At 68.7% G+C, this 25,333-nt stretch carries 26 protein-coding genes; 2 read left to right on the top strand and 24 right to left on the bottom strand.

Annotated features, from left to right (window positions below):
- Window positions 1-84 precede the first annotated feature (84 nt).
- Complete coding sequence (locus A5678_RS07830; protein WP_068040579.1) at window positions 85-813, top strand: gamma-glutamyl-gamma-aminobutyrate hydrolase family protein; 729 nt, start codon at window positions 85-87, stop codon at window positions 811-813.
- A 5-nt stretch (window positions 814-818) separates the two neighbouring features.
- On the opposite strand, the gene A5678_RS07825 is transcribed toward A5678_RS07830, so the two are convergent.
- The 22 genes from A5678_RS07825 to A5678_RS07720 form a co-directional block, all read right to left on the bottom strand.
- The gene (locus tag A5678_RS07825; RefSeq protein WP_068040577.1) at window positions 819-1,709 is read right to left on the bottom strand and encodes a PPE family protein; all 891 of its coding nucleotides are present in this window, start codon (window positions 1,707-1,709) and stop codon (window positions 819-821) included.
- A 607-nt stretch (window positions 1,710-2,316) separates the two neighbouring features.
- Window positions 2,317-3,219, bottom strand: a complete 903-nt coding sequence (locus A5678_RS07820; RefSeq protein ID WP_068040575.1) for a PPE family protein — start codon at window positions 3,217-3,219, stop codon at window positions 2,317-2,319.
- A 206-nt stretch (window positions 3,220-3,425) separates the two neighbouring features.
- Complete coding sequence (locus A5678_RS07815; protein ID WP_068040573.1) at window positions 3,426-3,818, bottom strand: hypothetical protein; 393 nt, start codon at window positions 3,816-3,818, stop codon at window positions 3,426-3,428.
- 168 nt (window positions 3,819-3,986) lie between these two features.
- Complete coding sequence (locus tag A5678_RS07810; protein ID WP_068040571.1) at window positions 3,987-5,129, bottom strand: alkaline phosphatase family protein; 1,143 nt, start codon at window positions 5,127-5,129, stop codon at window positions 3,987-3,989.
- A 32-nt stretch (window positions 5,130-5,161) separates the two neighbouring features.
- Complete coding sequence (locus A5678_RS07805) at window positions 5,162-5,899, bottom strand: DUF6390 family protein (protein ID WP_255396902.1); 738 nt, start codon at window positions 5,897-5,899, stop codon at window positions 5,162-5,164.
- Entirely contained in the window at window positions 5,896-7,026 is a 1,131-nt protein-coding gene (hypD, locus tag A5678_RS07800) for a hydrogenase formation protein HypD (protein ID WP_068040566.1), read from the bottom strand. The genes A5678_RS07805 and hypD overlap by 4 nt, the downstream gene beginning before the upstream one ends.
- 11 nt (window positions 7,027-7,037) lie before the next feature.
- A complete protein-coding gene (locus A5678_RS07795) occupies window positions 7,038-7,310 on the bottom strand; it encodes a HypC/HybG/HupF family hydrogenase formation chaperone (protein ID WP_068040564.1) in 273 nt (90 codons plus the stop codon).
- 40 nt (window positions 7,311-7,350) lie between these two features.
- Window positions 7,351-8,463: a hydrogenase expression/formation protein HypE gene (gene hypE / locus A5678_RS07790; protein WP_082945441.1), complete on the bottom strand. Its 1,113-nt coding sequence runs from the start codon at window positions 8,461-8,463 to the stop codon at window positions 7,351-7,353.
- A 47-nt stretch (window positions 8,464-8,510) separates the two neighbouring features.
- A complete protein-coding gene (locus tag A5678_RS07785) occupies window positions 8,511-9,185 on the bottom strand; it encodes an SIS domain-containing protein (RefSeq protein WP_068040562.1) in 675 nt (224 codons plus the stop codon).
- Window positions 9,182-9,901, bottom strand: coding sequence for a HypC/HybG/HupF family hydrogenase formation chaperone (locus A5678_RS07780; protein WP_068040560.1), 720 nt, complete (start codon window positions 9,899-9,901; stop codon window positions 9,182-9,184). Before A5678_RS07780 ends, A5678_RS07785 begins: the two co-directional genes overlap by 4 nt.
- Window positions 9,898-12,270 (bottom strand): carbamoyltransferase HypF, encoded by a 2,373-nt coding sequence (gene hypF / locus A5678_RS07775; RefSeq protein WP_068040558.1) that lies wholly within the window; start codon window positions 12,268-12,270, stop codon window positions 9,898-9,900. Before hypF ends, A5678_RS07780 begins: the two co-directional genes overlap by 4 nt.
- Before the next feature lies 1 nt (window position 12,271).
- A complete protein-coding gene (locus A5678_RS07770; RefSeq protein WP_068040556.1) occupies window positions 12,272-12,538 on the bottom strand; it encodes a HypC/HybG/HupF family hydrogenase formation chaperone in 267 nt (88 codons plus the stop codon).
- Entirely contained in the window at window positions 12,529-13,038 is a 510-nt protein-coding gene (locus A5678_RS07765) for a hydrogenase maturation protease (RefSeq protein ID WP_068040553.1), read from the bottom strand. Before A5678_RS07765 ends, A5678_RS07770 begins: the two co-directional genes overlap by 10 nt.
- A gap of 150 nt (window positions 13,039-13,188) precedes the next feature.
- Window positions 13,189-14,514 carry a hypothetical protein gene (locus tag A5678_RS07760; protein ID WP_068040551.1) on the bottom strand — a complete coding sequence of 442 codons (1,326 nt, stop codon included), beginning with the start codon at window positions 14,512-14,514 and terminating at the stop codon, window positions 13,189-13,191.
- Window positions 14,511-15,158 (bottom strand): DUF6084 family protein, encoded by a 648-nt coding sequence (locus tag A5678_RS07755; RefSeq protein ID WP_068040549.1) that lies wholly within the window; start codon window positions 15,156-15,158, stop codon window positions 14,511-14,513. Before A5678_RS07755 ends, A5678_RS07760 begins: the two co-directional genes overlap by 4 nt.
- Entirely contained in the window at window positions 15,155-15,781 is a 627-nt protein-coding gene (locus tag A5678_RS07750; protein ID WP_068040547.1) for a DUF5947 family protein, read from the bottom strand. The genes A5678_RS07755 and A5678_RS07750 overlap by 4 nt, the downstream gene beginning before the upstream one ends.
- Window positions 15,778-16,680, bottom strand: a complete 903-nt coding sequence (locus tag A5678_RS07745) for a NifU family protein (protein WP_068040545.1) — start codon at window positions 16,678-16,680, stop codon at window positions 15,778-15,780. Before A5678_RS07745 ends, A5678_RS07750 begins: the two co-directional genes overlap by 4 nt.
- 4 nt (window positions 16,681-16,684) lie before the next feature.
- Entirely contained in the window at window positions 16,685-18,484 is a 1,800-nt protein-coding gene (locus A5678_RS07740; RefSeq protein ID WP_068040543.1) for a nickel-dependent hydrogenase large subunit, read from the bottom strand.
- 76 nt (window positions 18,485-18,560) lie between these two features.
- Window positions 18,561-19,616, bottom strand: a complete 1,056-nt coding sequence (locus A5678_RS07735; protein ID WP_068040542.1) for a hydrogenase expression protein HypE — start codon at window positions 19,614-19,616, stop codon at window positions 18,561-18,563.
- Between the two features lie 229 nt (window positions 19,617-19,845).
- Window positions 19,846-20,616, bottom strand: a complete 771-nt coding sequence (gene hypB / locus A5678_RS07730; RefSeq protein WP_068040539.1) for a hydrogenase nickel incorporation protein HypB — start codon at window positions 20,614-20,616, stop codon at window positions 19,846-19,848.
- 28 nt (window positions 20,617-20,644) lie between these two features.
- Window positions 20,645-20,980: a hydrogenase maturation nickel metallochaperone HypA gene (locus A5678_RS07725; RefSeq protein ID WP_068040537.1), complete on the bottom strand. Its 336-nt coding sequence runs from the start codon at window positions 20,978-20,980 to the stop codon at window positions 20,645-20,647.
- 92 nt (window positions 20,981-21,072) lie between these two features.
- Window positions 21,073-22,188: a HoxN/HupN/NixA family nickel/cobalt transporter gene (locus A5678_RS07720; RefSeq protein WP_068040535.1), complete on the bottom strand. Its 1,116-nt coding sequence runs from the start codon at window positions 22,186-22,188 to the stop codon at window positions 21,073-21,075.
- 158 nt (window positions 22,189-22,346) lie between these two features.
- Here A5678_RS07720 and A5678_RS07715 point away from each other — a divergent pair, with 158 nt between their 5' ends.
- Window positions 22,347-22,811 (top strand): Fur family transcriptional regulator, encoded by a 465-nt coding sequence (locus A5678_RS07715; protein WP_068040532.1) that lies wholly within the window; start codon window positions 22,347-22,349, stop codon window positions 22,809-22,811.
- 81 nt (window positions 22,812-22,892) lie between these two features.
- On the opposite strand, the gene mtr is transcribed toward A5678_RS07715, so the two are convergent.
- On the bottom strand, window positions 22,893-24,272 hold the full coding sequence (mtr, locus tag A5678_RS07710; RefSeq protein ID WP_068040530.1) for a mycothione reductase: 1,380 nt from the start codon (window positions 24,270-24,272) through the stop codon (window positions 22,893-22,895).
- A gap of 4 nt (window positions 24,273-24,276) precedes the next feature.
- The gene (locus A5678_RS07705) at window positions 24,277-25,293 is read right to left on the bottom strand and encodes an alpha/beta hydrolase (protein ID WP_068040529.1); all 1,017 of its coding nucleotides are present in this window, start codon (window positions 25,291-25,293) and stop codon (window positions 24,277-24,279) included.
- Window positions 25,294-25,333 lie beyond the last annotated feature (40 nt).

Below are 25,333 nucleotides of genomic sequence, written 5' to 3'. Positions count from 1 at the left end.
CGGTTTCCCGCCCGCTCCGCGGGTCGTGGACGCGCTGATCGCTTCAGGGCGGTACCGTGGCGGTCGACGAAAGGATGCGCGGTTGTGAACTGGCGCCCGGTGGTGGGCCTGACCTCGTACCTGGAGCAGGTGCGGGCCGGGATCTGGGACGTCCCCGCCGGTTATCTGCCGGCCGACTACTTCCAGGGTGTCGTGATGGCCGGCGGGGCCGCGGTGCTGCTACCGCCGCAGCCGGCGGAACCGGAGACCGTGGGCCCGGTCCTCGACAGCCTGCACGCGTGGGTCATCACCGGCGGCTACGACGTCGACCCCGCCGCGTACGGCCAGCCGCCGCATCCGACAACCGATCCGCCGCGCGCCGCCCGCGACGCCTGGGAATTCGCGTTGTTGCGCGGCGCGCTGGATCGCGGTCTGCCGGTGCTGGGCATCTGTCGCGGCGCCCAGGTGCTCAACGTGGCGCTCGGCGGCACCCTGCACCAGCACCTGCCCGAGGTTCTCGGGCACGACGGACATCGGGCCGGCAACGCGGTGTTCACCAGGTTGCCGGTGCGCACCGCCGCGGGCAGCCGGCTGGCCGCGCTGCTGGGGGAGTGCACGGATGCGCCGTGCCACCACCATCAGGCGATCGACGAAGTCGGTGCGGGCCTGGTGGTCACCGCGTGGGACGCCGATGGTGTAGTCGAGGCGCTGGAGTTGCCGGGGGACCGGTTTGTGCTTGCCGTGCAATGGCATCCGGAACAGTCCCTGGACGACCTGCGCCTCTTCACCGCGATCGTCGACGCCGCGCGGTCGTATGCCGGGCGCGCGGGTTGACCCCCCTACGCGACCGTCCCGCGGTAGACGGCCATCGGCGCAGCGGCCGTCGCCCAGACCCGTGGTACCGACAACGTCCCGACCGACGTTGCGCGCCCGAGCCGCGCGGTGATCGCCGGGCCGCGAACACCACGCTGGTTGGACAGCAGGCAGCGCAACGCCGCCGCCTTGTTGAGCGCATTCAGGTAGCCGATCGCTACGCCCGACGGCGCCGTGAGTGAGCTCAGTTTCGACAGGGGGCAGGTCGCCGACGCGAGGGAGACGTCGAACGTGGCCAGCGGTGAGCGGGACAGCGCCCGGAGCGCGCCCGGCGCGGCCGAGATCAGCTGCCGCCCTGCCGATACCACCTCGGGCGCCGATCTCAGTGCCCACGTGCCTTGGTTGCCGCTGCCGGGCGGCAACGTGAACGGCGCGATGGCCGAGGCATCCGCCGAGGCCCCCGCGTAGGCGTACATGGCCGCGGTGTCCGTTGCCCACATCCGTTCGTAGTCGGCCTCGGTGTCGGCGATCGCCGGGCTCGCCAGACCCAGGGAGTTCGCCATGGCCAGCGATCTGCGTTGCGCAAGGTTGGCATCGATGGTCGGCGGCGGCACCGTTGCCGCCAACGCCCTTTCATGGGCGCTCGCCGCCGCGGCGGCCTGGGTGGCCGCCTGCTCGGCCCGAATCGCGGTGGCGTTGAGCCATTCGATGTAGGGCGCCGCGCCTTCGGGCGCGGCCGTGGGGTCCGCCCAGCTGGCCAGCAGCTTCGAAGTCACCGCCCGGTAGTCGGCGACCGCGGTGTGCAGCCGAGTGGCCAGGCGGGCCCAGGCCGACGCCGCTTCGGCCATCGACCCCGAGCCGGGGCCGGCATGCAGTAGTCCGGAAATCATTTCGGGAGGGAGCGTCGTGAAATTCATTGCTATCTCTGCCTAACGACGGCGGTTGGGCCGTGGTTCGAACGGGACTTTTCTGTTGGGACGTAGGCCAGGGGGTTACAGGCCTACCTGCCTTTGCGGCAGTGCAACGACGGCGGTTGGCGCCGACGACGGAGCCCTCAGCAACGGGCGACGCAGAGTTGGGTCAACAGATCCCGGGCGGATGGAACCGCCCCGAGCGCACGGCACGGCGCGCGGGGCGGCCGAAATACCGCGGCCGCAAACGAAGTAGGTAACGGCGACCCGATCGACGGCGGCAACGAGCGGGTCTTTGTCGGCGGACGATCCCGCGTCATCCACGCCGTGTGGGTGCTCTTGTGATGCGTCGGCGAGGAGCCAGCGGAGAAGCCCGGCGCGGCAGCGTTACGGTGCTGCGCCTGCACCTGCGCGGCATTCACGCCGGCGACGCCGGAGACCGCACTCCCGCGCGAGGCCCAACCCGCGGTGACCGCGCAGAACACCCCGAGCATCGCGACCATCGCGATGGCCGACCGCAGTCGTCGAGTTCTCCGGGTGTCGCCAGCTGTCACAATGGCCCGAACCTACAACACCAGGCTTGGGCGACAAGCCCAGCGAGCTGTGAAAACGATCAAAGTCCGGTGTGGGTTTGGCCGCCTGCCCGCCGTGCGGTATCGGGGCTGTGGAACACGCTGCCCGCCGGGTCCGGCGTCGCCACCGGCTGCCAGGCCGGCGGCACCGACAACGCGCCGATCGCGATCGCGCGTCCGAAACCCGCGAGCGCCGCGGCGCGGTTACCCCTGACCGCCTTCGCCGCCGCGCCACCGATGGCCACGGCAAGGGGGACGCTGGCCGCTTTGGCGAACCCGGTGCGCAGGGAACTCAGCCTGGACAGCGGCGATGACATCGACAGCACCGCGGTGCGGAATCGCCAGTAAGATGCCGAGGATAGTCCGTTCAGCGCAGCGGGCAGCATCGAAATCAGTTCCCCGCCAGCCGATATCACCTCGTTGCCGTCGCCGGCGGCGGGCGGGGACGTGAAGGGCGGCACAGTCGAGGCGGCCGCAGCGGCAGCGGCATAGGCGTACATGGCGGCGGCGTTCTGCGCCCACAGCTGGTCGTAGTGGCCCTCCGCGGACGCGATCGCCGTGGTGTTTTGGCGCAGGTGATTCGTCGCTGCCAGCGATCTTCGCAATCCCCGGTTGGCGACGATGGTCTGCGGGGGTGCGGTCGCGGCCAACGCCCACTCGTACGCGTCGGCCGCCGCGCCGGCCCGGGCGGCGGTTTGCTCCGCTGACGCGGCGGTGGCATGCAGCCACGCTATGTACGGCGCCGTCCTGTCGCCCATTTGCACCGCGGCGGGGCCGCGCAGGCCGTCCAGCAGCCCCGCGGAAACGAGGTACTTCGTCGCGGCCGCGCGGAGGTGGTCGGCCAGCCGCTGCCACGTTGTCGCCGCGCTCAGCAATGATGCGGCGCCGGGGCCGGAATACATTCGCGCGGTGCTGATCTCCGGGGGTAGCGCGCCGAAGTCCACCGCTATCTGCCCCCGCTCGGGACGGGGTTGTTCGCCGCGGATCCCGCGGGCGTGACCGAGTTGGCTGCAAACATGACTTTCCTAGGGATAGGTAGCGACCGCGCCTGCCGACAGGCTCAAGCGCTGCGGCGGACGCCGACGCGGTTGGCTGTTCACCGGCGCGCGGCGCCGGGCCAGAGATGTCTATGAAGGGGTCGGGACGCCGATCAGCGACGGGACACGCAAAGCTTGGTCAAGAGATCTTGACCTGCAAGGACAGTCGAAGGCGCGCGTGACGGGCATGCGTCGACGGGCCGCTGGGCTCCGGTCGCCGACGCGACTGACGACATCGTCCACGACCAGCGCGGCACGGACAGCGAAAAGGTCGTCGGCCGATCGCGCTTCAATCCCGCGCTCTTGAATGCCTTGTCGTCGTTCAGGGTGGAGCCGAAGTCCGGACGGCTGTGCGGTGCCGAGCCGTCCCGCAATTGCAGTAGCCCGGTGTCGGTGCTCGCCACCGACACCGCCACGTGCTGCGGTGGGCCGGCCACCGCTCCAACCTGCAACGCCCAAAACCCGAAGGCAGCGGCGAAAAGGGACAGGGCAGCAACTACCGCCATGGCCGCCTGGCGTCGTGGCCTTGGGGGTCTGCCTGCACCACGAAAACTCACAGTGCTGCCACCGTAGCAGCGCGGGTGAGTGGCGGCGCGGCGAGGTCCCTTTGAAAAGGCTTAAAGGTAGCCCCATTTGGGCTGTGAGGGTTTCGGCGGAAGTAGCCGCGGTCTCGACTAACCAACCGCGGCAGGGGATTTGAAGGCGATCAGCGGGATGGCCATTTCGGCGGGCGTCGCGGCGCCGTGAAAGCCTATGAGGCGAGCCGTTTCCGGCGGCTCGTGCCCGGTTGCCAGTACGGCGGTATCGCCGGTGCAGACGGCGACGACATCGCCGATTCGCGCCAGGTGCGCCGGACTGACCGGTCCGAACATGCCGGTCGCCACCGCCTGCTCGCGGCTGTAGACGTGCGCCCTGCCGTCGAGTGCCTCGCTCCAGGCCGCCTGCACCTCCGGGGCGGCGCCCGGCTCGGTGTGCAGGTAGCGCACCCGCGGCTCGCCGGCGACCACGCGCACTCCCGCGGCCAGCCTCGGGTCGGTGTCGACGTCTATCCGCGCGTTCGGTGGAACGTTGAAACCGCCGTGGTCGGCGGTCACCAGCAGCGCCGCGTTCGGCGGCAGCGCTTCGACCAGCCGGCTGAGCAGCGTGTCCACCCGGGCCGCCGCTTCGTGCCACTGGGACGATCCGACACCGAATGCGTGGGCCGCGGTGTCCAGGGCGGCGGTGTAGCCGTAAACCAGGCCGGGCGCCGCGCGCAGCTCATCGGCGATTCGCTGAGCGTTGTCGTCCGCCGGCTGGATCGGGCGGAACTCGGCGCCGCGATACGCCGCCTCGGTCAGCCCGCTACCCATGAACGCGGCCGGCAACACGGCGCGCGCGCTCACGCCGGCTTCGTTGAGCCGCCCGAACCAGGTGGGTAGGGGCTGCCACTCGGCGTGCGGCGGGTCGTCACGCCACAGGATGTGATTGAGTACCCGGTCGGTGCCCGGCACGTTGAGCGTGAAGCCCAGGATCCCGTGCTCACCGGGCTGCGCCCCCGTGCCCAGCGAGACCAAACTGGTCGGGGTGGTCGACGGGAAGGTGCTGGTGAGCTGGGTGAGGTGGCCGGTCTGCCGGGCGGCCACGGAGGCCAGCAGCGGGGCGCTGCCGGCCAGCTCCGCAAGCAGGTGCCAGCCCAGTCCGTCCACCAGCACCACCCCGACGCGATCGACTCCGTCCGCCCCGCCGAGCCCGTCGGCCAAACCCAGCTCGTCGACGGCGCCCGGCGCGCCGAGCAGGGCGGCGGCCGCGGGCAGCACATCGCAGAGGGAACCGGGCACGGGGGCCAGTCTGGCACGGGCCGCGATCGCCGTTAGACGCGCGCCAGTCGGCGGCTCGTCACACGCAGTTGGCGCTCGGTTCCGTCGGCGAGGTCGCGGACCTGTCGCGGTGACAGCCGGCCGCACAGCCGCCCCCAGTGCAGCGCGACCACGTCGCCCGGGGCGACATCGGGCACCGCGCTGTATCCGTCGGTCCAGACGTCGAACGCGCCGGACGACGGTTCGGAGAGCACCAGCGCGTCACCGTCGAGTACCAGCTTTGCGTGCAGCACCTCGATCCGGTCGCGGTCACGCGAAAGCACGGTTCCCCAGGTGATCCGGCAGCTGTCCAGCACGTTCAGGGGATGCCGATCCATGCCGCGGCCCAAGAACCGCGTCCACGGGTAGACGCCGAACACGTGGAAGCAGTGGTTGGCGGCGGCCTCGCCGGCCAGGTCCGGGGTCAGGTGTGACCAGTAGCGGCCCGCCTGCGGGCCGATGATCGCCAGCAACGCGTCGAAGAAGTCTCGCGGGTCCAGGTCGGCGCCGACGCCCCCGCCCAGCCAGTACGACTCGACGAGCCGGTAATCCAGCGGGTCGGCGATCCCGGTCAGCGTCGACAGCACCCGCAGGTACGGCCACGCCCCGGAGAACTTCGTTGCGGCGCGGCGCACCTCGTCGACCGAACCGTCCCGCAGGGTGGCGCCCAGCGGGGGACCGCAATAGCCCAGCGCGTTGGGTGCGTATGCATAGCGCGCGAACATGTCCGGGCCGTCGGTGTTACCGGTCAAGCGCGCCCCACCAGCTTGACCGCGTCCCGGTGCATGCGGCCGAAGTTGTAGTAGGCCGCGCACGCGCCCTCGGGGGACACCATGCACGTGCCGATCGGGGTCTCCGGGGTGCACGCGGTACCGAAAACCTTGCATTCCCAAGGCTTGAGCACGCCCTTGAGCACCTCGCCGCACTGGCAGGCCTTGGGGTCGGCGACCCGCACACCGGGCATCGCGAACCGCAGCTCGGCGTCGAACTCCGCGAAGTCGTCGTGCAGCCGGAGCGCGCTTTGGGAGATGAAGCCCAGCCCGCGCCACTCGAAGTGGGGGCGCAGCGCAAACACCTTGCCCATCAACGCCAGAGCCGCCGGGTTGCCGCCCTCGGGCACCACACGGGTGTACTGGTTCTCCACTTCGCAGCGGCCCTCGCGGATCTGCGTCAGCAGCATCGCGACCGCAGCCAGAATGTCCAGGGGCTCAAAACCGGCCACCACCAACGGCTTTCGATACACCTCGGGCACGAAGCGGTAGGGACGGTTGCCCACCACCGTGGAAACGTGCCCGGGGCCGATGAACCCCGACAGGCGCAGGTCCGGCGACTCGAGGATGGCCTTGATCGGGGGCACGATCATCACGTGATTGCAGAACACGCTGAAATTGCTCAGCCCCAGGTCGCGCGCCCGGGCCAGGGTGACCGCCGTCGACGGCGCGGTCGTTTCGAAGCCGATGGCGAAGAACACCACGTGCTTGTCGGGATTGTCGAGGGCGATCTTCAGCGCGTCCAGCGGGGAGTAGACGAACCGCACGTCGGCGCCGCGCGCCTTGGCGTCCAGCAGGCTGCCGTGCGACCCGGGCACCCGCATCATGTCGCCGAAGCAGGTGAAGATCACGTCCGGTTGGCCGGCCAGCCACATGGCGTCGTCGATTCGGCCCATCGGGATCACGCAGACCGGACAGCCGGGGCCGTGCACCAACTCGACGTTGTCGGGCAGCAGATGCTCGATGCCGTGCCGGTAGATCGTGTGCGTGTGCCCACCACACACTTCCATGAACTTGAACTGGTCGCCATCGGCGCCGGCCAAGCGTTCGATGGCGCCCAGCAGCTTGCGTGCCGCGGCCGGATCACGGAACTCGTCAACGAATTTCATGTGCGTCCCCTTCAGATGATGGCCGACGAGTCGAAGGCTTGGATCTCGGTGTCGTAGGCGTCGCCGAGTTTCTGAACGGCGGCCAGGGTGAGCAGCGCCTCCGTCTCGTCGATCTTGGCCATCGCGAACCCGACGTGCACCAGCACCCAGTCGTCGGGTTCGGGCATGTCGTCGGAGAGCAGCCGCACACTGATGGTGCGCTGCACGCCGCTGACGTCGACCTTCGCCAAATATTCGGCGGGGTCGGTGATCTCGACGATCCGCCCCGGAATTCCCAGACACATGTGCGGCCTCCCTTACTTTCTGGTGGCGACCCGCCGCGCCCTAACAGATCCGCGGCAGCGGGTCGCCGACGAGCATGTCGACGATCCGTGTTCCGCCGAATCCGGTGCGCAGCACCACGCTTTCGGCTGGTTCGGTGACAATTTCCCCGACCTCGGCGGCGTCGGCGCCCAACGGATGCGACCGCAAGACGTCGAGCCCGGCCTGCGCCTCCTCCGGCGCGACGACCGCGACGAACTTGCCCTCGTTGGCAACGTACAGCGGGTCGATGCCGAGCAGCTCGCAGGCGCCATTGACCATGGGCGCCAAGGGAAGTCGTTCCTCTTCGAGCAGCACCCCGAGACCACAGGCCTGGGCGAGTTCGTTGCAGACGGTGCCCACCCCGCCCCTTGTCGCATCGCGCAGCCAGCGGGTCGACGGCGCGGCCGCCATCAGCAGCTCCACCAGCGGGCTGACCGACGCGGTGTCGGAGTGGATGTCGGCCTCGATGGCCAGGTCGCCCCGCGCCAGCATGACCGCCATGCCGTGGTCGCCCATCGACCCCGACAGCAGCAGCTTGTCACCGGGCCGCACCGACGCCGCGGACAGCGCGCGTCCCGCCGGAATGACACCGGCCCCGGCGGTGGTGATGAACACGCCGTCGGCGGCGCCCTTGGGCACCACCTTGGTGTCGCCGGTGACGATCCGCACGCCGGCCGTGGCGGCCGCCGCCGCCATGTCGGCGACGATCTCCTTCAATTCGGCGATGGGGAAACCCTCCTCGAGCACGAATGCCGCCGAGATCCACGACGGCACCGCGCCGGCCATCGCGAGATCGTTGCAGGTGCCGTGCACGGCAAGCGCGCCGACCGAGCCGCCGGGAAAGCGCCTGGGCTGCACCACGAATGAATCCGTCGACATCGCCAGGCGATCGCCGCCGGGCAGCGTCAGGACCGCGCTGTCACCCAGTGACTCCAGCAGCGGGTTGCGGAACGCCTCCAGAAACACCGCGTCCACCAGCGCCGCCGAGGCCTTGCCCCCCGCGCCGTGCGCCAGGGTCACATGGTCGTCGAGCAAGCGGGGGCGGCGCCTGCGGAACGACTCGATCCGCTCGATCACCTCGCCCTCGGCGAATCGTGGCCCCGAGGAAAGGTATTCACCCGCCGATGTGCTCACTGCGCCGCTCCTCCTCATCGCTCGCTCTGCATCGTCGTCGGCGCGACTCATGCCGCCCCCATGCGTTTCTCACCGCCGAGCTGTTGATGCACGCTCAGCCACAGTTGGTAGCCCAGCAGCGCTTGCGCTTCCTGGATCCGGTGCACGCTCTGCGAACGAACGACGAAGCAGGCGTCCACATTCGGATTGTTCGCGAACGCGCCGCCGTCATAACCGGCGAAACCGATGGTGTACAGGCCGCGTTGGCGCGCCTCGGCCAGCGCGGCGAGCAGGTTGGGCGAACCGCCACTGGTCGACATGGCGATGGCGATGTCACCGGCCTTGGCGCGGGCAATCAACTGCCGGGCGAACACCAACTCGAATCCGACGTCGTTGCCCAGCGCGGTCAGGATCGCCTGATCGGTGGTCAATGGCCACGCGGGCAACGGCATGCCAACCGGCGGCCGGGCGAACAGCCTCGCCAGGGTGGTGGAATCGGTGCAACTGCCGCCGTTTCCGAAGGTGAACATACGCCCGCCCGCCGCGAAGCGGCGCGCCAGCTCGGCGGCGGCCTGCTCCAGCAATGCGGCGTTGGCTTCCAGTGTCGAGCGCCGCAGCGCCAGGCTCTCGGCCGCCTTCGCCTGCGCGGACGCGGCCAGGTCGGCCAGCAGCGAACCGGCATCGTCTTCTTCGGCGTCGATGAACGGGTACAGGAAGTTGGTGGGTTCCTCGGCGGGAGTCATCGGCCCTCCTCGTCTTCCAGTCTGCCGATCGCCATGCCCGCGTGCACCAGGATCAGGTCCCCGGCGACAACGGGGTCGATCAGGGTGGTCACCACGTTCTCGATGCCGCGCGCGGTGCGCACCGTGGCGTGCCCGTCGGCCGACGCCGTCACCGCCTCGCCGGGCCGTCCCTCGTCGCTACAGGTGACGCAAACCGAGTCCGCTCGCTCGGGTTTGAGCAGGCCGGGGTGCTCGAAGCACACGTGGGTCAATTCCCACAGCAGGTGATAGAACAGCACAAAGCCACCCGTCGCGGGCACGCGCGGATCGGGGTCGTCGAGCCACAGCACGTGGTCGGCCATGCCAGCCCCGGGGCGTTCGCCGCTGCCGATCCAGATCGTCGTCGCGCCCCATGCGGGGGCGCGCCGCATCACCGAGCGGACTTGCGCGTCGTCGGCTCCAGAGACCGCGACCATGATGTCGCCGGGCCGCACGGACACTCGGACCAAATCCACCAGGTCGGGTCCGGTCAGCGCCACCGCGGGCAGGGCCCGTTTGCCCATGATCACCGGGTGCACGAACTCGACCGCGATGTGCAGTGCGTGGGGCTCCCACGACGGCGCGATGGACCACATGGTGGCGCCGGCGGCGAAGCGCTTGGCGAGTGTGAATGCGGTGGCGGCGAGGTCTTCGGCCAATTCGGCGCCTAGTCCGCGATCGATGGCTGTGGTGGTCATGGCTCAGTCTCCTCCCGCGCGGTCAGCATGGAGATCACGGCCTGACCCAGGGCGAGCCCGCCGTCGTTGGGCGGAACGGTGTGGTGGGTCAGCACCTCGAATCCGGCCAGCTGCAACCGCTGACGACACGCTCTCAGCAATAACACGTTCTGGAATACCCCGCCGGTGAGGCCCACCAACCGGGTGGCGCCGGCCACCTGACCGACCGCCTTGGCGACGGCGTCCGCGACGGACTCGTGAAAAGCCCTGGCCAGCAGCGCGGGCCGCGTACCGGCGTAGAGCGCGGACACCAACGTCTGCACCATGGGGGCGGGGTCGATCACCCCGTCGGCGTCCACCATGAGCGGCAGCGACGGCCCGGCCTGCGCGCCCGCCGACTCGGCCAGCGCTTCCAGCTCGATGGCGGCCTGCCCTTCGTAGTCGATGCGGTGCCGCACGCCGAGCAACGAGGCGACCGCGTCGAACAGGCGGCCCATGCTCGAGCAGGGAACGCATCCGGTTCCCGTCTCCAATTGGGAACGGGTAAGGCGTAATTCGTCGGGCGTCGCCACCGCTACGGGCGCCAGGTCGGCCATCCAGTCGATGCCGGCCGACCACAACTGCGACAGCGCCATCCGCCACGGGTTGCGGACCGCGGCATCACCGCCGGGCAGCGGCACCGGCAACAGGTGGCCGGCCCGGACGAATCGCTGGCTGTCGACGCCGAGCGAGAGGATTTCCCCGCCCCAGATGGTCTGGTCAAATCCGTAACCCGTGCCGTCGAAGGAGACGCCGACGGCCGGTTCACCGATACGCCCGTGCTCGGCCAGCAACGACACCACGTGCGCGTGGTGGTGCTGAACGAGGTCCAGCGGTCGACGGTCCGCGCGGCGCTCCGCCCAATTTTGGGTGTGATACCCGGGATGCAGGTCGGCGGCCAACCGTGCGGGCTCACCGCGTATTTCGCTGAGCTGGCGCACCGCCCGCTCGAACGCGCGCAGCGTCTCCCAGGTGCCCATGTCGCCGATGTGCCCGGACAGGTAGGCGCGCGAGCCGTCGGTGAGGCAGAAGGTGTTCTTCAATTCCCCGCCGACGGCCAGCACCGCCGGGCCCTCGACATTCAGGTCGACCGGCAGCGGCGCATACCCGCGGGACCTCCGGATCGGCAGTTCGCGCCCGACCCCCTCGTCTTTCAACACCCGTACCACGGAGTCGTCACATGGGACGTGGATCGCGCGGTCGTGGTCGAGGACGGCATCGCACAGGGCCGGAAGTCGTTGTGAGGCATCGTCGTCGGTGAAGCAGATGGGTTCGTCGGATCGATTGGCGCTGGTGAGCACCAGCGCGGTGGGGGCGGCCTCGGCGGCGCCGGGCACCGGCGCCATCAGCAGGTGGTGGATGGGGGAGTACGGCAGCATCAGGCCCAGCAGCGGGCTGCCGGGCGCGACGGCGTCGGCGACCGGCGCAGTGTCGTTCGGGGGTCGGCGCCTCAGCAGCACGATCGGGCGGGCGGGACCCAGCAGCACCGCGGCCTCGTCGTCGTCGACGTAGGCGTAGCGGCGCGCGATCTCCAGATCACGGACCAGCATGGCAAACGGCTTGGCGCCGCGGGCCTTTCGCGCCCGCAGCACGGCGACCGCCGAGCCGTCGCTGACGGTGCAGGCCAGGTGGTAGCCGCCGACGCCCTTGATGGCCACCACCGCACCGGCGGCGAGCGCGCGTTGGGTGGCCGCCAGGGCGGCATCCGCACCGTCGACGCGGCCGTCCGCCGACCGGAACCACAGGGACGGCCCGCAGTCGGTGCAGGCGATCGGCTGCGCGTGGAAGCGCCGGTCTGCCGGGTCGTGGTATTCGGCGGCGCAGCGCGCACACATGGTGAATCCGGACATCGTGGTGGCCGGGCGGTCATAGGGCAGCTCGCGGATGATGGTGAATCGCGGCCCGCAGTTGGTGCAGGTGACGAAGGGGTGGCGGTAGCGCCGGTCGCTTGGGTCGAAGAGTTCGGCGACGCAGTCGTCGCAGGCGGCGATGTCGGGCGGAATCGGCGTCGTCCCGCCGGGGACGGCCCGGCTGGCCACGATCCTGAACCCGGGTCGGCGGCCGGCGTCGGCGGCGATGTCGCTGACCGTGATGCCGCTGATCCGCGCCAGCGGCGGCGCCTCGGCGCGCAGGCGCCTGCCGAATTCGGCTATGCGTGCGGGCTCGCCCTGCACTTCGACGAATACGGCGCCCGAATCGTTGCCGACGAAGCCGGACAGGCCGAGTTCGGTCGCGATGCGGTGGACGAAGGGCCGGAAGCCAACCCCCTGCACGACACCGGTCACGGTGAAGCGCTGCCGAACCCGGATATCAGAGCGTCCGCGCCGTAGCAGCAGGGGGGACTGGGTCATCTCAGCCGCCCTCCGGGAAGTCCATCGGCTCCGTGCGGCCGCGGCCCATCAGCTCCAGGCCGGCCATCGCCTGCTCGGCGCCGGCACGGTCGGTCTTCTCGATGGCGAAGCCCATGTGAATGATGATCCAGTCGCCGGGCGCGAACGTCTCTTCGGGCAGCATGCCGACGTTGACCCGGCGCTGTTCGCCGGTGACGTCGACCAAGGCGAGTTGCCCTTCGAAGCCGTCCAGCATCCGGATCACTTGGCCGGGAATCCCTAGACACATGGTTCAGCGTTCCTCTCGGCCGGTTGCGACGAGTGGGATTGCAACGCCGCGACGATCTCCTCGACGGCCCGGGCGGCGCGTGGAACCGCCTTGGCAACGGGGTCGGTGAGGCCGATGCCCTCCTCGACGCTGCCCGCCTCGCACCCCACGACGACCGTGTAGGGCGGATTGCCGCCCAGCGCCCGCAGGCTGGCGAACACCGCGGCCGGATCCATGCTGTGGCCATCGAAACCCGTTGTGGCGGGATTTGATTTATGATCGGCCTGAAAGACATGCAACGTGCCGGGGTTGCCGCGGCTGGGCACCGCGTCGATGAGGACCAGCGTGTCCCAGTCCTCGAGCAGGTCGTAGGCGAGGTGCATCCCGCTGATGCCGTAGTCGGTGACCCGGACATTCGAATCGCCCTGCGGGATCTCGGCGTTGCGGATCACTTCGGACCCGAATCCGTCGTCGCCCAGGAAGATGTTGCCGATGCCCGCTACCAGGATGCGCGCCGTCATCTCCGCCGTCCGGGCAATTACATCCGCCTCAGTTTCAGGTAGCGGCGGGCATCGGGCAGGGATACCACCCCAAGCCCCAATCCGATCGCGACCACCAACGCGATGATCGCGACGAATATCCAACCCAGGATCTCCATCTTCGGACTCCTTTCACGAGTTTGCCGGGCTGCGTTGAGCTTCCAAAGGCTCGATTTCGTCGGGGGAGAAGTACAGGTAACGGCCGTACCAGTCGTGCAGGTCGGCGGCCGGGTCGTCCTCGACGACGACCGCGATGTGCTTGTTGCCCTCGACGTCGGAGTGCACCGAGGTGACGCGGGCGGTCTTGCCGGTGACGAAAATGTCCTGCGCGTCGGCGTTGCGCCTCGGCCGCAACCGGACCCGGCTGCCGCGCGCTACCCGGACCCCGTTCACCAGGACCGCATCGATTTCCGGGCGGACCGCGTTGTCGGCCAGCGGATCCCACCAATCGACCCCGTCGGGAATCTGCGGGACCAGGTCCGAGATCGTGTGCGGGTCGCGCAGCACGCCGTGCAGGCGAGCCATCGCCTCGGGAGACATGGCGTCGCATTGGTCGATGATCCGCGCCGCTCGCGGATCGGTGGCCCGGGCCTGCGCCTTTTCCTCGTCCGTCATGGTCATCACGCGCAGGGTGAGGATCTCGTCGATCTCCGTGCAGTCGTACAGGGCGGTGTCGCTCTGCTCGGCGACCTCCGGGTGGTCGTAGAGAATGATCGGCGAGATCAGCAGCAGGTCCCGGGTGCCGGGAGGGCCGGCCAGCACCGGAAAGCAGCGGTGCTGGCTGCACCGGGATGCCGCGTCGGCCGCCCCGTGCGGCGGCTCGAGCAGCGAAACGAACTGCCCGCCCTCGAGTTCGGCGATGAGGTGGGTTCCGATCATGGACCGCGCGATCGAGTCGTTCTTGTCCGCTGCGCCGGCGCCGATGTTGCTGACCCGTACCGACACCTGGCACAGGTCGCCGTCGGCCTCGCTGGCGACCGTGAGCACGCCACGTACCTCCCGTCGTTGCCGCACTAGGCGCCCGCCATCGAGACACTCGACGTCGGTGCCCGCGTCCGCCGCCACCGACAGTGTCCACGGCCGGCCGTCCAGCGCGACAGGGCCGAAGGACCTTTCGCATTCGACCGCTTCGTCCCAGGTCAGCCACGATCCGCCCGGGGTGGTGAGCTCGTCGACGGGCGCGTATTCCCCGGCCGTGACTTCGCGCTCGGCCCGGCGGTGCTGCAACTGCAGGAATCGCACCACCAGGCTCAGCTCGCCGGCGCCGTCGACCAGAAACTGCGCCGCCAGGGTGTCGTCCTCACCGAGGCCGGCCTCGGCGGCCCCGGGCGGGCCCAGAACGCCGAATTGCCAGCGTGATTGGTTCTTGCTCGACGTTCCGCGGTACGGGTAGAGCAGGTAGCCCTCGTAGAGCACCGCGTCGGCGACGGCGCGGGCCCGGTCGCGATCCGCGGTCACCGCGCCGCCTCCCGGTCCGTGTCCAGCAGCGAGGTGATCGCGTGGTCGAGGTCGAGCAGCCCGTGCGCCGACTTGTAGGCGGCCAGGGCGGTGATGGTCTCGTGGCTCAGCCGCAGCCAGCCGGTGTTCGGGTAGTGCTGGGCCATCAGCTGCCGCCAGACCGTGACCGGCATGTCGTAGCGGCTTTCGCAGTCCCATGGAACTTGCTGGACGCAGAACCCGCGTTCGGATTTGACGAAGATTGTCCCGCTGAAGAGGAATTGGAGGGGCAGCGCACCGTCTCGCAGCGCATGCAGGTATTTGGCGGCGGCGACCTCGAAGTCGTAGGTGCAATCCAGCGGCAGCGCCACCGTCGTGTTGCCGGTGAAGCCCTGCACCATCGCGGTGCAATGCTGCCAGAGGAAGGTGCGTTGGGTGCTCGCCCAGCGTTCGCGCGGCCCGAACAGGTCCAGCAATCCCTCGGCTTCGGCGTCGGAGTACGAGCGCCGCAGCGGTTCGATGCGGACCTGGCAGCGCAGGGCGATCGCGTGCACCGGCTCCGCCGCGCTGCCACCGGTGTCCACGGCGACGCGCGCGGTCAGCACCGGGCTGACGGTGTACGGCTCGGGTGCCACGTCCAGGACCGAGAAGTCGACGTCCATCATGGCGGTGTTCTCACGGCGCGCGCTTCGAGGTGGGAAAAGAAGCCGTCGATGAACTCACGCGCCTCCTGCCCTCCGTCGAATCCACGCCACAGCATGCGCAGCCGCCCGACGAATTCGTAGCAGGCGTCGATGGGGACGAGATAGCTCTGCGGCGCACCGGTTTCGGGGACGCGGACCAACAGCGCCTCCACGTCGTCGGCCAGCACTCCCACCCGGGCGTCGGCGCCGCTGAGCGCGTCCCAAACGTCCAGCGCGAGCTCGGATTCACAGGCGCCGGCCGGTCCGGGATAAAAGGCGACGGTGCGCCCGAGCGCGGAGTTTCTGAAGAAGAAGGCGACGCCCACCGGGATCTGCAGCGCCTCCCAGGCGCGGCGGTCCAGCGCGAAGTCCGGGAAGGACAGGTACCGGTCGGGCACCGCGCGGTACCGGAGTTCCGCCCGCGAGTCGGTGAACAGTAGATAGCAGGCGCGGCACACGCACATCAGCTGGCGGTCAGCCACATTGACCACATGCTGGTGGGTGTCCGCGATCGATTCCGAGCACATCTCGCACCGCTCGCCGGCCGGGTCGGGCGCCGGCCGGTTGCTGCGGATGCGGGTCAGGACCTCGTAGGGAGTTGTCACGCGCCGGCTCCCATCGGCTCGGCCAGCGCTACCGATGGCACCCCGTCGCGAAGCAGCAGGGGGAGCGGCTCGAGGTGCGCCCCGTCGGGCCCGGCACCCGCGTGCACGATGTCGAACTGCGTGCCGCAGCGCGGGCAGCTCAGCAGGGTCTCACGCAGTCGCGCACCCGCCAACGAGTCGTCACACACCGGGCAGTGGTCGCGGTAGGCCAGTGGCAGGTCGCCGATCCTGCACACCAGCAGCGTGGTGTCCGAGACCAGGAATCCCGCTACCTCGCCGGGCGCCAGCTCGGCCAGTTCGGGGACCGGATACCAGGTCGAGCTAGTCGGATGCAGGTGGGCCATCAGCGATTCGGCGGGTATCACGGCCGGGCCGGGCGCGGATTCGGCGGTCACCACCTCGATCGACGAGACCTCGGGTGCGGCGGCGCGCACGGCGTCCTGGACCGCCAATTCCAGCGTCACCGCCGATGACGGACAGCTCTTGCAACTGCCCGTGAACGCGAGCCGCACGGTATCGCCGTCGATTCCGATCAGGTCGACGTCACCGCCGTGGGAGCCGAGGTAGGGTCGCACCCGGTCGAGCGCGTCGGACACCCTGCGGTGCACGGTGTGTGGGTGCAGGCCGTGGACAAGGAGCAGGCTGGCCACCAGGTCGTCGGTGGCCAGCCGCTCGGCCAGGCCGGGGCCTGGTCCGTCCAGTGGGCCCTCTTGAGCCAACTGCATGATCCGTTCCAGCCCGGCCCCGTAGAGCCCGACCACCTCGCGGACCAACTCCCTGGCGCATTCCTGTGCGGCCGCGCCGCTCGCCGCGCAGGAATCCAGCAGGGTCTGGATTCGATCGCCCGCTGTGCGCCAACGCGCCGCACTGTCGTCAAGGGTTCCCGGGCGATCCACCATCTCCTCACTCCCCGACGGGTGACTGAGTTGGTGTGTGCAGTCTCTCCAGGGTCTTGCCCTTGCCCAGGTACATGTGCACGCCGCAGGGCAGGCACGGATCGAAGCTGCGCACCGTGCGCATGACGTCGATGCCCTTGAAGTTCTCCCGGCTGTTCTCCTCGAAGATCGGCTGACCTTGCACCGCGTCCTCGTACGGCCCCGGCGTGCCGAAGCTGTCGCGCGGGTTGGCGTTCCACGGCGTGGGCGGGTACGGGTGATAGTTGGCGATCTTGCCGTCCCGGATCACCATGTGGTGGCTGAGCACGCCGCGCACCGCCTCGGTGAAACCGCACCCGATGGCTTCGTCGGGCACCTCGAAGCGCTCCCACGTCTTGGTGCGGCCGGCCCGGATCTCGGCCAGGGCCTGCTCCGCGAAGTGCAGCGCGCACGCCGCCGCGTAGGCCTGGAAGTAGGTGCGCGCGCGGTCCCGTTCGATCGTGTTGCTGCCGTGCTTGGGCACCCTCCACTCGAACTCGACCGGACCCTTGAGCGCGGTCTTGGGCAGGTTGATCTTGACGCTGTTGCCGGTCGCCTTGACGTAGCCGATGTCGACCAGGCCGGCCAGCGCGGTCGCCCACAGCCGGGCCAGCGGACCGCCGCCGGTGTCCAGCGCCAGGTGGTCCTTGCCGTCGAACCAGCGCGGCGACATCACCCAGCTGTATTTCCCGCCGTCCAAGTCGCGCTTCTGCGGGTGCGGGTTGGTGTGCTGATTCCACGGGTGCCGCCGGTCCACCGCGTTGCCCAGCGGATCGGTCTTGACGAACATCTCCTGATCGGTCCAGTCGTCGTAGTACGAACTGCCCAAAAGGATCCGGATGCCAAGGTTGATGTCCACCAGCGAGTGGGTGACCAGTTTCCCGTCCACCACCACGCCCGGGGTCACGAACATGGCGTTGCCCCAGCGCTCCATGTCGTTGTATGCGAAGTTGCACACCTCGGGATCCTGGAAGGAACCCCAGCAGCCGAGCAGGGTGCGTCGCAGCCCGACCTTCTCGTAACCGGGCAGCGCCTCGTAGAAGAAGTCGAACAGGTCGTCGTGCATCGGCACGACCTTCTTCATGAACTCCACATAGCGCATCAGCCGCGTCATGTAGTCGGTCATCAGCTGAACGGTCGCGACGGTGCCGACCCCGCCGGGGTACAGTGTGGACGGGTGCACGTGGCGACCCTCCATGAGGCAGAACATCTCTCGCGTCCAGCGGCTGACCGCCAGCGCCTCCCGATAGAACTCGCCGGTGAACGGGTTCAGCGACCGCATGATGTCGGCGATGGTCCGGTACCCGTGCGCGCCGGCCTGCGGGGCGGGCGTCTTCTCCGCCAGGGACAGCACGCTCGGGTTGGTCTCGGAGACCATCTTCTCGCAGAAGTCCACGCCGACCAGGTTCTCCTGAAAGATGTTGTGGTCGAACATGTATTCCGCGGCCTCGCCCAGGTTAACGATCCACTCGCCCAGGTGCGGTGGCTTGACGCCGTACGCCATGTTCTGCGTGTAGCACGAGCAGGTGGCGTGGTTGTCGCCGCAGATACCGCAGATGCGGCTGGTGATGAAGTGGGCGTCGCGAGGATCCTTGCCCTTCATGAAGATCGAGTAGCCGCGGAAGATCGACGAGGTGCTGTGGCACTCGACGACTTCGCGGTTCTCGAAGTCGATCTTGGTGTAGATGCCCAAGCTGCCGACGATCCTGGTGATGGGGTCCCAGGCCATGTCGACCAGCTGGCCGGGTTCCCGCTTGGCGTGGGTGGGCTCCGGAATGATGGTTGTCATCGCACTTCTTCTTCCCGCTGTGGGCTCTTGAGCCAGAGGGCTCAGATCGGAGAACGAAGCGCGCCGGCCTGGTGACCTACCAGGTGCGACGCGCTCCGCTGGTGAGTTCGTTACCGGTGTGGCGCCACCGCGGCTCCTTGTCGACGGTGCGCGCTGTGATGCCCCGCAAATTGCGGATCACGGTGCCGTACAGCCCCACTGCCGTGCTCGACAGCTTGCCGCCCGGCGGTTCGTCCATGAACGGCATGAACTTGTCGGGGAAGCCCGGCATCGTGCATCCGATGCAGATGCCACCCACGTTGGGGCAGCCGCCGACACCGTTGATCCACCCCCGCTTGGGCACGTTGCACTTGACCACTGGGCCCCAACAGCCAAGTTTGACAATGCATTTCGGCGATCCATACTCGGTGGCGAAGTCGCCTTGCTCGTAGTATCCGGCCCGGTCGCAACCCTCGTGCACGGTGGCGCCGAACAACCACGCGGGACGCAGCGCGTCGTCGAGCGGAATCATCGGCGCCTGGCCGGTCGCCATGTAGAGCAGGTAGGTCAGCGTCTCCGACAGGTTGTCGGGATGGATCGGACAACCGGGCACACACACGATGGGAATGCCGGCCTTGCTCTTCCAGTCCCAACCCAGGTAGTCGGGCACCCCCATGGCCCCCGTCGGGTTACCGGCCATGGCGTGGATGCCGCCGTAGGTGGCGCAGGTCCCGACCGCGACGATCGCGGTGGCCTTGGGTGCCAATCGGTCGAGCCACTCGCTGGTGGTCATCGGCTGGTTGGTGGCCGGGTCGTTGCCGAACCCGCACCAGTAGCCCTCGTCTTTGAGCTTTTCGTTGGGGATGGATCCTTCGACGACGAGCACGAAGGGCTCCAGTTCGCCGCGGTCCGCTTTGAAGAACCACGAAAGGAAGTCGTCCGCCCCCCCGGTGGGTCCGCACTCGAAATCGATTAGTGGCCAGTGCACGGCGACCTTCGGCAGCCCCGGCAGAGCGCCCAGGGCAATCTCCTCGACCGTCGGTTGGGTGGCGGCAGTCAACGCCACCGAATCGCCATCACAACTGAGCCCCGCATTAATCCATAGAACATGAATCAACGTTTCTTCCGCTTTGACTGCTGCTTCTGTTGGCATGCTGCAGCTTTCCGGGGCCGGGCTGAGACCCCTGCGCCGCCGGAGTCGACCGTCGGCCCACTTGCGCAGCGCTAATTTCTGGGTCTACTCTTCACCGCCCAGCGTGTCAACGGTTCTGCGGCACCAAGTAGTTAGACAACCGTTGCATACGTCTTTCGTTCCGGTCGTGAGCGATCGGCGGCCGCGCCGATGGCCCCGACGTCATGCGAATCCTTGCGAGAACGGACCGTCAGGCCGGTGGTTCCGCGGCGAATCGTCGCAGCCAGCCGAACCAAGCGCCCATCCCGGCCCCGGTGCGCGCACTGAGCGGCAGGATCGTCGCCGTCGCATTGACCTTGCGCACGTGGGCGATGTACTCATCGACATCGACGTCCAGGTGTGGAACCAAGTCAATCTTGTTGAGTAACACCACATCCACCGACCGGAACATCACCGGGTACTTCAGCGGCTTGTCCTCGCCCTCGGTCACCGAGTAGACCATGGCCTTGGCGTGCTCGCCGACGTCGAACTCGGCGGGGCAGACCAGATTGCCCACGTTCTCGATGATCACCAGGTCCAGCGCGGGCAGGTCGAGACCCGGCAGTGCGCGGTTCACCATCGGCGCGTCGAGATGGCACTCGCCGCCAAAACCGTTGCTGGTGTTGAGCAGTGACACCTGGGCGCCTCGACCGCTGAGCTTGGCGGCGTCCAGGTCGGTGGCGATGTCCCCCTCGATAACCCCGATGGCGAGCTCATTGGCGAGCTCGTCGAGCGTGGCCTGCAGGACGGTCGTCTTGCCCGACCCCGGCGAGCTCATCAGGTTGAGGGTGCGCACCCCGTTGCTCTCGAACGCCGCCCGGTTGGCGTCGGCGAGCAGGTCGTTCTCCGCGAAGATCGCCTCCAGCACGTCGACCCGCTGCCTGCCGGTCTGGTACTGGCCGTGATCGCCGTGCCGATGATCGCGGTCGTCGTGCTCGTGGGTGTGCACGGTCCCGTCGTCATGCCGATGAAATCTGCCCATGGTCAAATCCGTTCGGAGCGAGCCGGTTTCACGAGACGTCCAGTGACGTCACCAAGAATTCGTTGCCGCGCAACACCTCGACGTCGGAGCTGTCGCACTCCGGACACCAGATCGACCAGGCCGACGTGATCTCCGATTGCCGGCCGCACGCACGGCAGCGCACCGCGGCCCCGACGCACTCGAGTTCCAGCTCGGCCCCGGGCATGTTCTCGGCGTCCCGCACGAGCGTCCAGCAGAACGACAGCGACTCGGGCACCACCTGGCGCAGCGCCCCGATCCGCACGCGCACCACGTCGACGTGCCGACCGTCGGCGTGTGTCTTGACCACGCCGGCGATCGCTTCGCACAGCGACAGCTCATGCACCGCCGGTCACCGGCGTCCGGCCGCAGCGAGGCTCATGAGCACTGTTCTACACCGAAGGCACCCGATGCGCAGCCGCTCTCAGGGCTCGCGATTCAGGATGACGTCCACTTCTGTTCGAGGCGCCCGTAGCGCCAGACGAGCAGGGCCACGGCCCAGGTGATGACGAACGCGCCGACGATGAAGTAGCCGACTGCGTTGAGGTCCAGGGCGCCGATCCAGGTCCAGAACGTGCCGCGCCAGCCGAACTGCTCGGCGAACAGGGTGAGCAGTTCGACGCTGCCGATGAGCAGCGCGACGACCACCGACAGCGCGGTTATGGTGATGTTGTAGTAGATCTTGCGCACCGGATTCGAAAAGGCCCAGCCGTAGGCGAAGTTCATGAACGAGCCGTCGATCGTGTCCAGGAGGCACATGCCGGCGGTGAACAGGACGGGCAGGCACAGGATGGCGTACCAGGGCAACCCGGCGGCCGCGCTGGTGCCCGCCAGAACCAGCAGCGCGATCTCGGTGGCCGTGTCGAAGCCCAGCCCGAACAGCAGCCCGACGGGGTAGGAGTGCCACGACCTGGTGACCGATTTGGTGAAGCGGCCGAGGAATCGGTTCATCAGGCCCCGGTTGTCCAACTGCCGTTCCAGTTCGGCCCCGTCGGTGTCGGGGTCGTAGTCGCCGCGGCGCACCCGGGCGAACACCCGCAGGATGCCCACCAGCACGACAACGTTGAGGAGTGCGATCGCATAGAGGAAGACACCGGAGACGCCCGTGCCGATGAGCCCGGTGTAGTGATGCAGCATCGAGGAGTCGTCGCGGACCGGTCCGACGATCGTCTTGATCCCGCACGCCAGCAGGAGAGCCAGCGCGAAGACCACCGTGGAATGGCCCAGCGAGAAGAAGAATCCGACCGCGATGGGGCGCTGGCCGTCGTTCATCAGCTTGCGGGTGGTGTTGTCGATGGCGGCGATGTGGTCGGCGTCGAACGCATGCCGCATCCCCAGGGTGTAGGCCGTCAGCCCGACGCCGACCCCGAATGCCGTGCCGCCCAAGCTGAATTGCGCCGGGGCGACCAAGGCCACCAGGGTGAACCAGCCGACCACGTGGAGCGCGACGATGATCGCCGACATCGATGCGAGTCGCCCCCACTCCGCCGGGGTCAGGGCGCTGCGCAGCCTGGTCGTCCATGACGGGCGCCAGCCGAGCTCGGTACTGGCCACTGGGTTCCTTCCAGCATCGGGTGCGGGGAACAACCGGCACGACTGTATGTGCCGCCGTCGGCCACATGCAAGGCGGTTGCAGGAATCCCGGAGCCGGTGCCGGGCGGCAATCCGGCCGAAGACTGGCGCGCCCAGCGCGGCGGAGCGACACTGGGCGGGTGACGCTCAAGCCGCCGGCACTGGACCCGTCCGCGTCCGCCCGGATCGGCGACCTTTTGCGCGCCCGCGGGCTGCGGCGGATGTCGTCGCGTATCCAGGTGCTTGCGGTGCTCGAGCCGGTCGACGGCCACCTGCCGGTGGCGGAGATCCACAGGCGGGTGCAGGCGTCTTTGCCGCACGGCGGCCACGCTCCCGACGTGGCAACCATCTATCGCACGGTGACCACCCTGGTCGGCCAGGGTGTGCTGCACCCGTTGACCCTCGACGGCGGTGTCACCACCTACGGGATGGCCACCGCGCCGCACCACCACGCCGTATGCACCGAGTGCGCCTCGATCATCGAGGTGCCCGCCCGGCAGCTCAGTTCGGCGCTCGAACACGCGATGGCGGGCAGTTCCTTCGCGCTGTCCGAAGCCGCGGGCCTGACACTGCACGGCCTGTGCCCGCAGTGCCAGGAGCGCTGACCTTCCCCCAAAGGTGGCGACCTGGGGGCACCTCCCGCTTGCGGGGGACTTCGCCCGGCTTCGCCGCGCTTGCGATCGCCACTAGTACAGATCGAGTAGCGCGTTCTCGACCACCTCGGGCAGCGCGGGATGAATCCAGTACTGGCCACGGGCCATCTCGTGGGCGGTAAGTCCGAAACTCATCGCCTGGATCAGCGGTTGGATGATCGACGACGCCTGGTGACCGATGATGTGCGCGCCCAGCAGGCGGCCGGTGTTCCGTTCGGCGATCAGCTTGACTATCCCGGTGGTGTCCTCCATGGCCCAGCCGTATGCGACGTCGCCGTAGTCGTGTACCGCGACCGAGATCTCGAATCCTTGTGCAATGGCCTGGTTTTCGGTCAGCCCGACGGCTGCCACCTGAGGGTCGGTGAACACGGCCGACGGCACGTGTCGGTGGTCGGTCATCACCATCGACTCGGTGTCATCCCAGGCGCAGTGCAGGTTGTGCGCAACGACGCGGGCCTCGTGGTTGGCGACGTGCTTGAGCTGGTACGGCGACGAAACGTCGCCCAGGGCGAAAACACCACGCGCCGACGTTCGTTGGTATTCGTCGACCACCACCCGGCCGCTCTCGACCTCGACACCGGCCTGTTCGGCGTCCAGCAGGTCGGCGTTGGGCACCCGCCCGGTCGCGACCAGCAGTAGGTCGGCGTCCAGCGTCGACCCGTCGTCGAGCCGCAGGGCGACGCCGGAGCCGTTGTTGTTGCCGCCCACGACATTTCGGTGTGTGCGCAATTCCCATTTGGCCGCGGCTATGCGGGTGAAGCGTTTACAGATGGTGTCGTCGGAGTGCCGCAGCATCGAGCTGCCGCGGATGACCAGCGTCACCCGGACGCCGAGGGCGGAGAAGATGTGGGCGAATTCTGCTGCCACGAAGCCACTTCCAACGATCACGAGGTGCTCGGGCAGCTCCGGGATCCGCATGATCGTGTCGCTGGTGTGGTAGGCGACGCCGCAGTCGAGGATCGCGGGAGGGATGACCGGGCGAGACCCCGCCGCGATCACCACCTGATCGGCGGTGAATTCGTCACCGCCGTCGGTGCGCAACAGGTAGCGCCCGTGGGGCTGAACCGGCCCGAACCGGGTGTGCCGGCTGTACAAGTCGATGCTGGGTGCCGCGCGGCGGTAGTCTTCGCCGCTCATCGAGATCGGATCGATCCGTCCGAAGACGCGCGAGACGATGTCCTCCCAGCGGACCCGGTCGACGTGCGCGTCGACGCCGAAGCGCGACGCGTCCCGGATCGTCATGGCGACTTCGGCGGCGTAGACGAACATCTTGGTCGGGATGCACCCGACGTTCAGGCAGGTGCCGCCGAACGTGCCGTGCTCGCAGAGCGCGGCACGCTTGCCGGTGAACCGATCGTCGAGAAGGGTGTTCCCCGAACCGGTTCCGATGATGGCGATGTCATAGGTCTCCACCGGGTCACCCCTTCCTCGAAGAGGGCTCGGTGCGGTCGGTGGGGAGGTAGTGGTCCAGCCAGAGGTCGAGCTGCCGGTAGGCCGCCCGGCGCGGCTGCGACAGCGAGAGGAAGACGTCGTGTTTGGCGTCGCCGATCGGCACGATGGTGCTGTGATTCCCGATGCAGCCGGCGCGCTTGGCGATCTGGGTGACGTCGAGAACCGCGTCGCCGCACTGCATGGACGCCGCGTCGCTGGTTTCGCGCACGGTGTGGTCCGAGCGCAGGATCAGGTTCGGCACGCCGACGTCGAGCCCGCGGTGCAGCCGGGCGTGGCCGCGACGGATGGCGTGCAGCCACCCGAGCGTGATCGGGAAGCCACCCACCGGTTTCCACTGCAGGTTGTAGTCGAATTCGCCGTGATAGTCGCGGTGCAGAGTGGTGCCGTAACCACCCTCGGTGGGCGCCCGAACCACCCCCTTGGACCGCACCCGGGACAGGCCTGCGATCAGCGCCGAGGTCACCGAATGGCGCAGCACCGCCGCGCCGTGCAGGTCCAGGAACGGGCTGTTGAGTACCAAACCGCCGATGCCGGCGTGCGCCGCGGCATCGCGCCGGCGAAGGCGGTCCAGCCATAACGACACGATGAGCCCACCGGAGGAATGGCCGTACACCAGAACCTTGGCGGGTCGGTGGTGCTCGCGGATGGCCGCCAGGGCGTGTTCGAGTTCGGCGTCGTAGTCGTCGAGGTTGGTGATGAAGTGCGGCGTCTGGCCGTCGCGGCGCGACCGGCCGCATTTCTGTAGGTCCAGCGCATAGAAGGCGAAGCCGCGCTCGGCGAAGTGATCGGCCAGCGCCGTGTTGAAGAAGTAGTCGGTGTAGCCGTGCACCGCCAGCACCGCGTGCCCCGCGCCGGTGGGTCCGGCGGGCTCCCCGCGCCGGATCAGGGTCGCGACGATCTCGCCCTCACCGACCGGGTCCGGCCCCAGGGGGATGGTGCGCTGCCAATAACCGGGCAGGACGTCGGGCACCCAGCCAGTCACGAGGCCAGCTTAGAGGTTTTGCTGGCTACGGGGAGGCGCA

It is taken from the genome of Mycobacterium sp. E2733 (genome assembly GCF_001667585.1).
Taxonomy (GTDB): domain Bacteria; phylum Actinomycetota; class Actinomycetes; order Mycobacteriales; family Mycobacteriaceae; genus Mycobacterium.
Note: the sequence above shows the minus strand (reverse complement) of the source record. Positions and strands in the feature narration are given on the sequence as shown.

What these genes read in the sequence shown, in the direction of transcription:
- hypD (WP_068040566.1), bottom strand. Translation starts at nt 7,026, where the DNA reads ATGAAATTCGTTGACGAGTTCCGTGATCCGGCCGCGGCACGCAAGCTG.
- A5678_RS07785 (WP_068040562.1), bottom strand. Translation starts at nt 9,185, where the DNA reads ATGACTCCCGCCGAGGAACCCACCAACTTCCTGTACCCGTTCATCGAC.
- A5678_RS07745 (WP_068040545.1), bottom strand. Translation starts at nt 16,680, where the DNA reads ATGGTGGATCGCCCGGGAACCCTTGACGACAGTGCGGCGCGTTGGCGC.
- A5678_RS07825 (WP_068040577.1), bottom strand. Translation starts at nt 1,709, where the DNA reads ATGAATTTCACGACGCTCCCTCCCGAAATGATTTCCGGACTACTGCAT.
- hypF (WP_068040558.1), bottom strand. Translation starts at nt 12,270, where the DNA reads ATGACCCAGTCCCCCCTGCTGCTACGGCGCGGACGCTCTGATATCCGG.
- A5678_RS07815 (WP_068040573.1), bottom strand. Translation starts at nt 3,818, where the DNA reads ATGGCGGTAGTTGCTGCCCTGTCCCTTTTCGCCGCTGCCTTCGGGTTT.
- A5678_RS07755 (WP_068040549.1), bottom strand. Translation starts at nt 15,158, where the DNA reads ATGATGGACGTCGACTTCTCGGTCCTGGACGTGGCACCCGAGCCGTAC.
- hypB (WP_068040539.1), bottom strand. Translation starts at nt 20,616, where the DNA reads ATGGGCAGATTTCATCGGCATGACGACGGGACCGTGCACACCCACGAG.
- A5678_RS07735 (WP_068040542.1), bottom strand. Translation starts at nt 19,616, where the DNA reads ATGCCAACAGAAGCAGCAGTCAAAGCGGAAGAAACGTTGATTCATGTT.
- A5678_RS07740 (WP_068040543.1), bottom strand. Translation starts at nt 18,484, where the DNA reads ATGACAACCATCATTCCGGAGCCCACCCACGCCAAGCGGGAACCCGGC.
- A5678_RS07765 (WP_068040553.1), bottom strand. Translation starts at nt 13,038, where the DNA reads ATGACGGCGCGCATCCTGGTAGCGGGCATCGGCAACATCTTCCTGGGC.
- A5678_RS07780 (WP_068040560.1), bottom strand. Translation starts at nt 9,901, where the DNA reads ATGACCACCACAGCCATCGATCGCGGACTAGGCGCCGAATTGGCCGAA.
- A5678_RS07770 (WP_068040556.1), bottom strand. Translation starts at nt 12,538, where the DNA reads ATGTGTCTAGGGATTCCCGGCCAAGTGATCCGGATGCTGGACGGCTTC.
- A5678_RS07795 (WP_068040564.1), bottom strand. Translation starts at nt 7,310, where the DNA reads ATGTGTCTGGGAATTCCGGGGCGGATCGTCGAGATCACCGACCCCGCC.